Origin of the sequence: Psychromonas antarctica (assembly GCF_022267535.1) — a bacterium.
Lineage (GTDB): Bacteria > Pseudomonadota > Gammaproteobacteria > Enterobacterales > Psychromonadaceae > Psychromonas > Psychromonas antarctica.
The window spans coordinates 1-13415 of record NZ_JAHNZV010000082.1; the positions used below are offsets into that span (position 1 = coordinate 1).

Genomic DNA, 13415 nt, shown 5'->3' on the forward strand with positions numbered 1-13415 from the left:
TTCATAGGTCAGTTGTTTATATGTTTTCATTGTTGCATCTCTTGCCGGAGAAAAAGCGATTAGCATATATTCAGCTGACCGTTTTTTCTACCTATTCAAGTTATGCACTTATTATTTGAATCCAAGTAATTAAAAAAGATCACAGTAACAAGCCGCTTGTTCACGCTATTTGTTACTGTAATAAGAGATGCTCTGCGCGGAGGCATTAAGCTCGCCCTGAATTGCTCGGTTTATCACCATCAGCGCTGTTGTAAGTTTAAATTATCTGTTCAATCTTCTAGTTGCTCTTGCAGCAAGACATCAAACTCAGCGCGGCTATAAAGTCCAAGGTGCTCGGCCGCTTCTCCCAATGAGAGATTCATGTGCACGGCTTGATGTACAATCTTCGCCGCAATATCGTAACCAAGCTGCGGCGCCAATACCGTTATTGCCGATAAATTACGCGCCATATTGTTTTTGATCTGCGTTTCATTTAAAGCCAGCCCGTTTACACAGTGTTCGCCAAAAGAGGTCATTGCATCAGATAACAATTCGATACTTTCCAATACATTATGAATAATCACCGGACGATAAACATTGAGCTGCAGCTGCCCCTGTGATGCTGCTATAGATACCGTTAAATCATTGCCGAACACCTGCAGGCAAACCATGCTCAGCGCCTCACACTGAGTCGGATTAACCTTACCGGGCATGATGGAACTACCCGCTTCATTAGCAGGCAGCAACCATTCATTAATACCGCAGCGCGGACCGCTGCCGAGTAAGCGGAAATCATTGGCTATCTTAAATAAAACGCTGGCAAGCTGCTTAAGGGAGGCACTATAACGGAGCATCGCATCTTCACCGGAAACCGCAGCAAAGAGGTTATGATGCCCAGCAAAGGGCAGTCCATAGTGAAGGATTAAATGCTTACAAACTTTTTGCGCAAATTCCGCTGGTGCATTGCGACCACTGCCGACTGCGGTTCCCCCGATTGCCAATTGATAAACACCCACGAGACTGTCGATAAGCGCTGCTTCTGCCGCCGCTAATTGTGCACGAAATGCGGATAAAATAGCTCCGACGGTTAAGGGCAGTGCATCCATCAGATGGGTACGGCCAACACAATAGTGGGCTTCAAAAAGCTGCTGTTTTTCTGCTAACTCAGCGTCCAGTTGCTTAATAGCAGGAAATAATTGCTGATCAGTCAGCGCTGCCACTGCAATATGCATTGCGCTTGGAAATACATCATTAGTGGACTGTGACATATTGACGTGATCATTAGGGTGTATGTTTATTGGTTTCTGTGAATTTTTATCAAGGTAGGTTTTGGCCAATGAACTGACCACTTCATTGACATTCATATTGGTCTGCGTGCCAGAGCCCGTTTGCCAGATATGTAAGGGGAAATGCTGCCATTGTTTTCCCGACAGAAGCTCATCACAAGCGAATAGGATCGCTCCGCAGCGTTGATCGTCCAACAACCGTTCTGCTTTGTTAACTTGCGCACAGGCTCGTTTAATCTGCAGCAACGCGGCGATGAAACAGGGCCTAAAACGCTGCCTACCAATTTTAAAATGGTCTAGTGAGAGCTGTGTTTGCGATCCCCAGAGCGGCGCATCAGGAATTGCAACTTCAGCAACACTATCACCTGTATTACTATCGTAAAAATGTGCTGAACTATTATTCTCGCAGCGCTCATTGCTGTTTTTGTTTTTATCTGTCATCACTCTGCCTATTAAATTTCTCGCTAATGCACTTTCCTGAGATTCAAGGTGTTTGCGTATACTGCTTAGCCACGTAGGGTAATACGCCACCGGCAAGAAAATAATCAAGTTCGCGCTGGTTTTCAATTCTAAGCAGCACGGACACACTTTGCGGTTCGCCTGTCGAAGGACTAATAATTAGTGTTAGTGGCTGTCCTGGTGTTAACTGACCCTCCCATTCGAGAATAATGGCTTCATCACCAACCAACTGCAGTTCATCAACCGTCACGTTGGCTGGGAGTTGCAGCGGTAAAATCCCCATACCGACTAGATTGCTACGATGAATGCGCTCATATGATTCAGCGATCACCGCCTTTACATTGAGCAGCAGACAACCTTTTGCGGCCCAGTCACGGCTTGATCCGCTGCCGTATTCTTTGCCGGCAAAGATCACTAAGGGAATCTCTCGCTGTTGATAATATTGGCTGGCATCATAAATTGGTAAGATCGTTTCTGATTGAGCATTTTCGCCGAAAACCCGCGTAAAGCCACCTTCATGTGGTTCCACCATCTTGTTTTTAATGCGTTTATTTGCAAAGGTGCCGCGCACCATTACCTCATGGTTGCCACGGCGCGCCCCATAACTATTAAACGCTTCTGGTTTTACTTGTTTATCAATTAAATACGCTCCGGCTGGACTCTCTTGGCTAATTTGTCCGGCGGGAGATATATGATCCGTGGTAATGGAATCTCCTAAAACGGCCAGTATCTGCGCAGATAAAGCACTCACTGGTGGCCGCGCTTGGAGATCAAAAAAAGGCGGTTTACGAATATAGGTTGAGCGCTCATTCCACGGATAACAAACAGATTTTTCCACCGCTAAATCTTCCCATGCTTGATCTCCTATTTGCATATTTTGATAGGACGCTTTATAAAGCGTGCGTGTTACCTGCTTTAGAGCCTCTGCCATTAAATCTTCACTTGGCCAAATATCCCGTAAAAATACGGGATCACCGTTTTTATCCTGACCCAAAGGTTCACTGTCAAGATCAATGCGGGTATGACCTACCAGAGCAAAAGCGACCACTAGCGGCGGTGAAGCAAGCCAGTTGAGGCGCACCGAGGGATGAATACGGCCCTCAAAATTTCGATTGCCGGAAAGCACTGCTGAGACACTTAACTGCTGGGCTTCAATCAATCTCTCTAGGTTGTTGTTTAGTGGACCCGAATTACCGATACAGGTGGTACAACCGAATCCCACACGCTGAAATCCCAATTGATCTAGATAGGGTTGTAGCCCTGCATCATCGAGGTAACGGGCGACTACCTGCGAGCCCGGAGCCAAGGACGTTTTAACATGAGGTTGCACCAACAACCCCTTTTCAACCGCTGCTTTCGCTAGCAGGCCAGCCTGTAACATAACATGGGGATTGGAGGTGTTGGTACAGGAGGTTATTGCAGCAATAACGACATCACCGTCGCTTAGTTTACTCTCTTTGGCAGGCGGATATTGATGGCCAAGTAATTCAATTTCTTCCTGAGTTTTAGCTTTAATAGCAGATAACACTAAGCGGTCTTGTGGTCGCCGAGGGCCGGCTAGCGAAGATTCGATATCGCTTAGATTAATAGCAATATTTTCAGCATAGATAGGGTCTGGCATAGTCTCATCATGCCAAAGTCCCTGCGCCATGGCATAAGCACGCACCTGTTCAATAATATGATCGGGACGATTGGTTAATTGCAGGTAGTCGAGAACTCGCTCATCAATCGGAAATAAACCGCAGGTCGCACCATACTCTGGTGCCATATTGGCAATCGTAGCTCTGTCGGCAACGCTTAACTTACTTATCCCCGGGCCATAAAATTCAACGAATTTTCCCACCACGCCGTGCTTTCTTAATCTTTGGGTGACGGTTAATACCAAATCTGTCGCCGTTGTACCTAGCGGTAGTTCACCATCTAATTTAACACCGACAATTTGTGGTAAATTTAAACTTAGTGGCTGCCCTAACATGACGGCCTCCGCCTCAATACCACCGACTCCCCAGCCAAGTACTCCCAATCCGTTGATCATAGTGGTGTGGCTATCGGTGCCAACTAGGGTGTCTGGAATTAGCGTCCCCGCATCATCGCGGACTACCTGCGCAAAGTATTCAAGATTAACTTGATGGCAGATACCTCGTCCGGGAGGCACGACAGTTAAATTATCAAAGGACTGTTGTGCCCATTTTAAAAATTGATAGCGCTCCTGATTGCGCGTCATCTCCATTTTTCGGTTATGGGATAATGCGCCTTTATCTCCGGCTTGATCAACAATCACTGAGTGATCAATAACGAGATCAACCGGACAACTTGGATTAATCTTTTGTGGATCGCCACCTGCCTCGGCAACAGCGTCGCGCATCGCAGCCAAATCAGCAATAGCGGGAACCCCTGTATAATCCTGCATTAATACTCGGCTCGGGTAATAGGAGAGTGGCAAATCTTGATCTGATCCTGCGCACAATGCTTTAATGAGCAAAGGTGTCGCGTTTTCTCCTGCATAATGGCGCTGCACGTTCTCCATAAATAGTCGCGTTACCAGAGGTTGTTCACTCAAGGTAAATTGAAAATCTTCAGCAAGCTTAGGGAGCGACCAATAACGTCGTTTGCCGATTGCGCAGGAAAGCGTATCAAGATACCTTTCGCGCCATTCAACTTCATTTTTGGGTATCATATTTTGTCCTTATTTTAGTATTCCTAAGCTCGCAACGATGCCCTTAGGAAAAGCTGATTTTCGCGTAAAAAAAAGGGGGCTTCTATCAATTACTGTTGGCATCTTGCCCGGGTATCATTTTATCTGCATTAATATTCTTGAAAAATTTAAACAGCTCGCTGTCACTGGACAATATCAGTGTTGTGTTGTTGGAAATGATGCTTGGATATGCCTGCATAGTGCGTGTAAATTCATACAAGTTAACCGCTTCTGGACTTTGGTTATAACTTTGAGCGTAAATTTCGGTTGCTTTCGCATCAGCCACTCCGCGGATCTCCTCCACCTGCCGGTAAGCTTCCGACTGAATTTTGTTTAAATCGCGTAATCGATTCCCCCTAATGCGCGCCGCTTCCCCTTTGCCTTCGGAAAGAAAACGCTCGGCAATCTGACGCCGTTCACTGATCATGCGATCATAAATTTTGGGGCGCACACTGGCGTTGTAATTAATACGTTTAAAGCGAATATCCAGCAGCTCGATACCAAATACTTGGACTTTCTCTGCAGCGGCACTGAATATTTCTTGCTCAACCAGTTTGCGGCCTTTTTGAATGGGAACCAACGCCCCCATTTTCAAAGCGCGCTCGGCGTCAGTCAGCAGATCATCACGTAAGGGGTCTCGGTCTTTTGTGGTACGGATAATCTCGATCAGTTCATGTTTTGCGATGGCGTTGCGGGTTTCGCTGCCAAGGATATCGTCTAACCGTGATTGGGCACTGCGCTCATCGCGCAAGCGCAGAAAATACTGTAGTGGATCAGTGATACGCCAGCGGGCAAAGAGATCCACCGAGATATAGAGCTTATCCTTGGTCGGCATATCCGAAGGCTCGCCATCCCAGCCCAATACCCTCTTATCAATACTATTAACCTCTTGTATAAAAGGAATTTTTAATTTCAATCCAGCGTCGGTGACAGGCTCGCCGACGGGTTTGCCAAATTGGGTAATAATCACCTGTTCTATTTCTCCAACTGTATACAGTGCGCCTTGTAAGATGACAATAAAGGAGGCGATCACAAACAATGTAATGGCTTTATTAATTGATTTCATGGTCGCTCTCCCTGACTCGCATTAATATCCAACCAAGGTAGAATATTTGGGGCTTGTTGATCGATAATTATTTTGGAGCGTATCTTTGGCAGCACGTCCTGCATGGTCTCTATGTAAATACGCCTGCGAGTCACTTCCGGCGCTTTTGTATATTCAGTTAACAGGGCATTAAATCGCGCCACATCCCCTTGTGCTTCATTGATCCTTTTAAGGCGATAACCATCAGCTTCGCGGATGCGCTGATCTTTTTCTCCCAGCGCTAGCGGAATCACTTTGTTATAATCACGGCGCGCTTCATTAATCAATTTTTCCTTTTCCTGCTGCGCCTGATTGACCTCGTTAAATGATTCTTGAACCGGTTTGGGCGGATTAATATTCTTCAGTTGCACTTGATCAATACTGATTCCCATTTCGTATTTGCGGGTAAGTGCCTGCATTTTTATCAGTGTTTCATATTCGATCTCCTGACGGCCTATGGTGATCACTTCATCAACAGTACGATCGCCGACCACTTCGCGCATCACAGACTCCGAAACCGAGCGCAGCGTTGCACTTGGCTGGCGAACTTCAAATAAAAACTTAACAGGATCGGCAATCCTATATTGAACGACCCACTCTACAAGTGCGGCATTCAAATCCCCCGTCACCATTTGTGTTTCGCGCTCACGATCACGAGCAATAGGACTTTGATATGGATCGGTTGCCCCAGGGGTCATAAAACCAAATTCCTGTTTTAGTTGCCGTTTGACTGGCACAAGGGTTGCGCGGTCAACGCCTAAAGGGATTTTAAAATGCAGGCCGGGAGGCACTTCTTTCAAGTATTTTCCAAATCGCTGTACAACTGCAACAGAATCACTTGGAATCGTATAAATAGCGGACCAAGTGCTTATGGCAAGCAATAAAAGAAAAATAAAATAAAAGAAAAACAGGGGAATTCCAGCCGGACCAGTCGGTAGAAATTCTTTAAAGCGAAAATATCCCTTCCTAATACTTTGATTTAATTCATTAGAGGAGCGATCACCATGCTTCCAAGGATCGTTAGGGATATCTTGATTATTTTCATTTGGCATAAAATTCACCTCGAATATGGCAAAACAGCGTGGTCTCTATTTACGATCGAATCTTTGACTGTTGTATCCTATTCGCGTTTGTCTAGGGGAACATAATCGCGCTGCTCGTGACCGCAGTAGATTTGCCTTGGACGCGCTATCTTATTATCTGGATCCAGTAAAAACTCCTGCCATTGTGCAACCCACCCTGCAGTTCGAGCAATCGCAAACAAGACGGGGAACATACCCACAGGAAAACCCATTGCTTGATAAATCAATCCAGAATAGAAATCCACATTAGGGTAGAGCTGACGGGAAATAAAATAGTCATCTTGCAGGGCAATGCGCTCTAGTTCCAAGGCAATATCAATGAGCGGATTCGCCCCCGTGACGGCGAAAACCTCTCGTGCTAACTGTTTACAAATCTTCGCGCGAGGATCATAACTCTTATAAACTCGATGACCGAATCCCATCAATCTTCCTGCTTCCCCTGATTTTACCGATTTAATAAAGTTAGGTACGTTATCGACAGATCCTATCTCCTTTAACATCTGTAATACGGCTTCGTTGGCCCCGCCATGTCGAGGCCCATACAGTGCGGCAATCGCAGCCGATATAGCAGATAGGGGATCTGAATAGGAACTTGCTACCATGCGCATTGAACTGGTGCTGCAATTTTGTTCGTGATCCGCATGCAGAATAAACAGCACATCAATGGCTTTTTCCAAAACCGGATCCGGTTGATATTTTGATTCACTGCCTTTCCAAAGCATACTCATGAAATTACCGATATATGATAATTTTTCATCCGGATATGCGTAGGGTAAACCACGACTATGGCGGTAAGCAAAGGCGGCAAGGGTTGGCATTTTGCCGATCAAACGACAAATTTGTTGATATCTGCAAGCGTGATCCTGAATATTCTTAGCTTCAGGATAGAAAGTTGACATTGCACCGACGCTACCCACTAATATTCCCATCGGGTGCGCATCATACTGAAAATTGTCAATTAGCTTTTTAATATTCTCATGTATAAAAGTATGCTCGCAGATGTGCTGGCGCCAGTTTTGCAATTGCTCCACATTGGGTAGTTCGCCATGTAAGAGCAGATATGCTGTTTCCAAATAAGTGCTTTTTTCTGCTAACTGTTCAATGGGATACCCTCGATAGCGAAGAATGCCCTCTTCGCCATCGAGAAAGGTCACATCACTCTTGCATGAGGCTGTGTTGGTATAGCCGGGATCATAGGTCAACAGACCGAAATCTTCCTTTGTTGTTTTTATCTGGCGGAGATCAATCGCATTAATACTAGCACCATAATTGGGATAGGTGCCGTATTGAATCGAGATATCATAACTCTTACCAGTTCTGTTATCGGTAATCGTCAAACTATGAGTATTCATAATATCCCCCTGCAGAGCTCGAGCTCCTGAGACGTGAGATGATAGATAGGAAATACAAAGATCAGATACTTTAGAGCTTAGTTTCTTCTAAGCGCTTTTCAAGTCGCGTATAGTTAATAAAAAATGCGTTATCCTATTTTATCATTGGAGACTGTGTATTCTTTTAAATTACAAAGTGTTATGAAAGTTTAAAATAATTACAATCCTAATATCAACAAAGAGTTAAACAGAGTGATGGTCGAAATAATAGGGCCTTTAAAAAAACTGGCATTATTAACTTTAGAATTATGACTCGAGCATTGCCAACAAGCTCATTTTAAATGCATTACTATTAATATAAGCGCTCTAGCCATTAAATTAACTAATTCCCAACCCATCTGATTATGCCCTTTGTAATGCGTTATCCCATTATTTAAGCCGTGCACAGCGTTAATTATTGTATTATCAACAGTAGCTGAAATTTGTAGATTATGTTGCTACAATCCCTTGTGATAGATAAATAGATAAACCAATAGATCGATAAATAGATAGATAACAATAAAAAAAAGAGCTAATTGCTCTAAATGAGGGCTTATGAGCTTAAATAAGGATAAATACAGTATAGATAATACCGATTATACTGTCGGGCAAGATAATATTCAGAAATGGGGTTTTGATATACATAACTCTGTCTTTGGTGTTAGTGCGGGTTTAATTGGTATTTTTTTAATTACTATTTTAGTGATTGATCCGCAAACATCAAAAGCGTTTTTAGATGGTTTAAAATGGCAAATTATAGGCTCATTCGATAGCTTGTTTATGTGGTCTGCAAATATTTTTGTGGTCTTTTGCTTAGTATTAGTTGTTTCGCCTTACGGAAAAATTCGTTTAGGTGGTGATGATGCAAAGCCTGATTACTCAAACCTTTCTTGGATAGCAATGCTGTTTGCTGCTGGGATGGGAATTGGTTTAATGTTTTGGGGGGTAGCAGAGCCCGTTGCTTATTATACTGGCTGGTATGAAACGCCACTTAATGTGCTCGCTAATACGCCGGAAGCTGCCGAGCTTGCTCTCGGGGCAACTATGTTCCATTGGGGTCTACATCCTTGGGCTATTTATGGCGTTGTTGCTTTATCATTAGCATTTTTTGCCTATAACAAAGGCTTGCCACTTTCAATGCGATCTGTTTTTTACCCTATTTTAGGGGATCGCACTTGGGGATGGCCGGGACATATTGTCGATATTCTTGCTGTATTAGCAACGCTATTTGGTTTGGCAACTTCATTAGGTTTAGGCGCGCAACAAGCGGCAAGTGGTTTTCACCATGTATTTGGTATTGAGGCCGGTCTGCCGTTGCAAATCACCATTATTGTCGTTGTGACTCTGCTTGCTGTTGTTTCAGTTGTACGAGGCATTGAAGGTGGGGTTAAAGTAATAAGTAATATCAATATGTTACTTGCACTCGCATTGGTTGTATTTGTTGCATTGGTTACTTTCGCCATCTCTATGGGAACCATTCCTACAACGGTGATGGGCTATATTAAAAATATTATTCCACTAAGTAATCCAATCGGTCGTGAAGATGAAGCTTGGATGCACGGTTGGACTGTATTTTATTGGGCTTGGTGGATTTCATGGTCGCCATTTGTAGGGATGTTTATCGCGCGTATTTCACGTGGACGTACTGTACGTGAATTTATTACGGCTGTATTGATTGTACCAACGCTAGTGACTGTTGTCTGGATGTCAGTATTTGGCGGTATTGCTATCGATCAGGTTGCTAATCATATCGGTACATTGGGAAGCCAAGGTTTAACGGACGTACCGCTTGCCATGTTCCAAATGTTTGATGCATTACCTTTTGGTAATCTATTATCAATGCTTGCTGTATTACTGGTGTTGGTTTTCTTTATAACTTCTTCAGATTCAGGTTCATTGGTTATTGATAGTATTACCGCAGGTGGCAAACTGGATGCGCCTATTCCACAACGTATTTTTTGGGCGTTAACAGAAGGGGCTATTGCAGGTGCTTTGCTCTGGGTTGGTGGAACTGATGCAATTCAAGCACTACAAGCAGGTACTATTTCAACAGGCTTACCCTTTACCATTATTTTATTAATAATGTGTGTCAGCTTGGTCATGGGAATGAGAACAGAAAAACATAATAAATCATAGCATTATGCTAACTGTTATTTAAAGCCGAGCGATTATTAATCGCTCGGCTTTTTTTATAGCAATTCCATGATTAGAGCATTTCTTTAGGCGCAGCAAAGGTGAAGGAAAGCGCCAATATTATGTGCGTTTATCGCCTTCATTTAACAAGCACAAACCAATATAAAATGAGTGGATTGGGTGTTTTATACCCATAGTTTGGCGATTTTAGTGTCTGCAGTGAAATGGTGTTTTACCTGAGCCTGAAATAATTCCGCGGTTGCAATGGCATCCGTTAATGCATCGTGAGGCGGGTAAGCGGGTAAATTGTAACGTAAGCGACTATTAGCGAGGCGAATTGATTCAGAACGCCTTCCCTTGAGCCAATTAAGGAACTTATGTGACCTTGTTCGTTGTAATTTAGCCTCAATCTGCATGGTATCGATAACTGGAAAGAGAATTCCTTCATTAATCAGCGCACGTAAATTACGATCTAAAAAATCTCGCTCAATGCGGCGGTAATGTACCACGACCACTTTCCCTGCCAACTCATCTAAAAGTTGTTCTAAAACACGCAGCAGATCAGGCGCATGTTTTAAGTCTGAGTGGGTGATACCGTGAATAATAATAGAGTTTTCTTGTAAATTATCTTGTGGGTTGATGTACCACTGTTTGGCTTTTCCACAAAATATACGTTGCAAATTAAAGGGCACTAAGCCGATACTAATAATGCTATTTTGCGCTGAGTCTAGCCCCGTTGTTTCAAAGTCAAGCGCAACAAAATCGATCTCACTTAGTGGCGTATCATCTTGATAAGTACCGCTTTTATAAAAATTTTGCAAGCGTAAGTCTTTACTTTTCTGCGTTTGTAATTGCAAAAAAGCGGACCAGTTTAAGATCTCTTTATCTCTGATATGACGCATTTATTAGCCCTTAAGTTGATTGACGTTATAACGATATTTCAAAAAATTCTGTGCATTACTTAAGACTAAAAAAGCATCTTTTAGATTACGTCGTTCAAAATCAGACATATTTTTTGGTTCAACCTTATTATCCGGTTCAATATTAGACTCAACATCTAATGCTTGATGGCGTAGCCGCACTAGGGAGATAAGCTCCATTGCATGTTGCAGATCTTCACCTTTAGATTTCGGTAGAATACCGGCTTCGATAATATCTTCTAAGCGCTCAAATGAATTTTGTGCTTGGGAGCCGATGGCAAGGGCATGCACTCGGATTAGATCTGCTAAGGGGGCGGTGCCACGACGTTTTAAATTGATTGAGTTTTTATGACCGCCGTCTTTTTCCATTACAAAACTTTTAAAGAATCCCAGTGGTGGTGTACGGTTAAGTGCATTACGTGCTAAACAGGCTAAAAAGCGATTATTCTTTTTGGCTCTGCGCAGCATAAAGGCATAGAGCTGTTCTGCCCATTTTACGCGACCATAAACCCCAATAATATCAAAGAAAATAGAAGCGTTTAGTAACGCTTGTGGGCTTGGATCATCTATCCAGTCGGAGAAGCAATCTTCCCACTGTGACTGGGTTTTACGCCATTCTGGATTGGTCGCCATAATATTTCCAGTACAGTAGGTGTAACCGCAAGCCGCTAGTCCATCACAAACAAACTCGGCCAATTTTGCAAAGTAATCGTTATGTTGACTCTCTTGATAGCTGTTATCGAGAATAATAGCATTATCCTGATCAGTCACTATCAGCTGCTCATCTCGCGCCATCGAACCCAGTGCTAAAAAGCAATAAGGGACGGGTGGGGGGCCAAACTTCTCTTCCGCTAATTCAAGCAAACGTTGCTTAAAGTTACGGCCGATTTCAGACATGGCTCGTCCTACCATATGAGAGTTAGCATCCTCGTTGACCATACGTACAAAGCAGTCTTTTAATTGTGCAGAGAGTAAGACTAAGTCTTCGGTACTTTGCTGTTGAAAAATACTGCTTACAAATAACAGGCTATTTTGCGATTCATAGCGAATAATATCAGCGACTTCAATCAAGCCAATCGGTTGTTTATTTTTAAGGATCGGAAGATGGTGCACATTGTTACGCAGCATGATCAGCATCGCTTCGAAAATATAGGCGTTATGATCCAACGATATGAGCTCTGTTGACATCACCTGTGAAACCGGATTATCAACACTTAACCCTGATGCGATAACTTTTACGCAGAGGTCGTGCTCCGTAATAATGCCCACAAAACTGCTCCCCTGGTCATCCTCCATCTCGGGATCATTAATCAGTACCGCGGAGATATTTTCTTCCGCCATTATTTGAGCCACAGACTTAATGGAACTACTGCTAGGCAGCATCAGTACGTCTCTGGTAAGTAGCGTCTTTACTTTAGAGGTGGTTAGTGCGTTGGCATCATCACTTTTACTTTCGACAGCCTGTTTTAAACGGGTGCTATCTTCGACCTCAACAAAGTCTGCAAAAGTCTCATAACGCTCACAAAAGTCATGGAAAATAGACTCAGGAATACAATATAGAAGTGTATCTTTTACTGCTTTGGCTGGGAAAAGGACTTTATTATTGGTCAGTAAGCCCATCTGCCCGAATAGCTTGCCCTGATCGAGACGATTATACAGCTCACCTTTACGGCGATAGAGCTCTACCACACCACTTCGGATCATAAACAGCTCATTGATTTTGTCATTATTAAAATCAATAATTACGCTGCCTGCTCGGTAATAGGATATTTCGACACTTTGTGCCACATCGCGTAACGCTTCCTCTGGAAGCTGGTTAAAAGGGGCATATTGGCTAATAAAATCTTGAATTTCTAGTAGTTCGGCTTCCATTATTTACTCGATTGTCGGTGATAGGGTGGGCTTTTATGTTTGCTATTATACGGCCTACTTTATAAAAAATAAAATGAGGGTCAATTATACCCAAGCCACCTCAATATGCTGATTCCTGGATATTGGGGACGCTTGGGTATAAGATTTTTATCGATCATTGAAACGTTTTGGGCAGACCTATGCCACAACGAGCTTTGCAATAGATCTTATCATCACTGCGTTTTTGACGCTAACTGTTGTGCATCGATCATTAATAATAGCGGTAAATCTTTTCATTCCAACTTCAATGAATAATTGTTAGGCGAGCCACGACTTACTGCGTGTTTACTAGAATGGGAAATTTCGGACAAATTAAGATAATTATTAACCTTATTTTGGAAGGCTAAGCATAAATAGTAGGAAATAAAATGGGTGTAGTTCTTTTGAATCGACGGAACGTGTTGAATAAACGCACAGAAAAAATTGCGCAACCATGCTGGCACAGGCTTATTTTTTGGGGCGCGGGCTTCAGCCCGCTTACTTTAATTCTTTATTA

The 13415-nt window shown here is 43.2% G+C and carries 8 protein-coding genes; 1 reads left to right on the forward strand and 7 read right to left on the reverse strand.

Features of this window, described 5'->3' with window-relative positions; genetic code table 11:
- Window positions 1-269 precede the first annotated feature (269 nt).
- The 5 genes from KSO91_RS13290 to KSO91_RS13310 all read right to left on the reverse strand — a co-directional run bounded on the left by KSO91_RS13290 (window position 270) and on the right by KSO91_RS13310 (window position 7937).
- Window positions 270-1706 (reverse strand): class II fumarate hydratase, encoded by a 1437-nt coding sequence (locus KSO91_RS13290; RefSeq protein WP_238743484.1) that lies wholly within the window; start codon window positions 1704-1706, stop codon window positions 270-272.
- A gap of 43 nt (window positions 1707-1749) precedes the next feature.
- Window positions 1750-4401, reverse strand: coding sequence for an aconitate hydratase AcnA (acnA, locus tag KSO91_RS13295; RefSeq protein ID WP_238743485.1), 2652 nt, complete (start codon window positions 4399-4401; stop codon window positions 1750-1752).
- A gap of 85 nt (window positions 4402-4486) precedes the next feature.
- Window positions 4487-5485: a protease modulator HflC gene (gene hflC, locus KSO91_RS13300; protein WP_238743486.1), complete on the reverse strand. Its 999-nt coding sequence runs from the start codon at window positions 5483-5485 to the stop codon at window positions 4487-4489.
- Complete coding sequence (gene hflK, locus KSO91_RS13305; RefSeq protein ID WP_238743487.1) at window positions 5482-6555, reverse strand: FtsH protease activity modulator HflK; 1074 nt, start codon at window positions 6553-6555, stop codon at window positions 5482-5484. The genes hflC and hflK overlap by 4 nt, the downstream gene beginning before the upstream one ends.
- Before the next feature lie 68 nt (window positions 6556-6623).
- Window positions 6624-7937 carry a citrate synthase gene (locus tag KSO91_RS13310; RefSeq protein WP_238743488.1) on the reverse strand — a complete coding sequence of 438 codons (1314 nt, stop codon included), beginning with the start codon at window positions 7935-7937 and terminating at the stop codon, window positions 6624-6626.
- 573 nt (window positions 7938-8510) lie between these two features.
- On the opposite strand from KSO91_RS13310, the gene KSO91_RS13315 reads away from it, so the two are divergent.
- Complete coding sequence (locus tag KSO91_RS13315) at window positions 8511-10091, forward strand: BCCT family transporter (protein WP_238743489.1); 1581 nt, start codon at window positions 8511-8513, stop codon at window positions 10089-10091.
- A 182-nt stretch (window positions 10092-10273) separates the two neighbouring features.
- Here the strand turns inward: KSO91_RS13315 and KSO91_RS13320 are convergent, their stop codons facing one another.
- Together KSO91_RS13320 and KSO91_RS13325 are read right to left on the reverse strand one after the other, a co-directional pair.
- The gene (locus KSO91_RS13320) at window positions 10274-10990 is read right to left on the reverse strand and encodes a 3'-5' exonuclease (RefSeq protein ID WP_238743490.1); all 717 of its coding nucleotides are present in this window, start codon (window positions 10988-10990) and stop codon (window positions 10274-10276) included.
- 3 nt (window positions 10991-10993) lie between these two features.
- Window positions 10994-12880 (reverse strand): DUF294 nucleotidyltransferase-like domain-containing protein, encoded by a 1887-nt coding sequence (locus KSO91_RS13325; RefSeq protein ID WP_238743491.1) that lies wholly within the window; start codon window positions 12878-12880, stop codon window positions 10994-10996.
- Window positions 12881-13415: the final 535 nt, after the last annotated feature.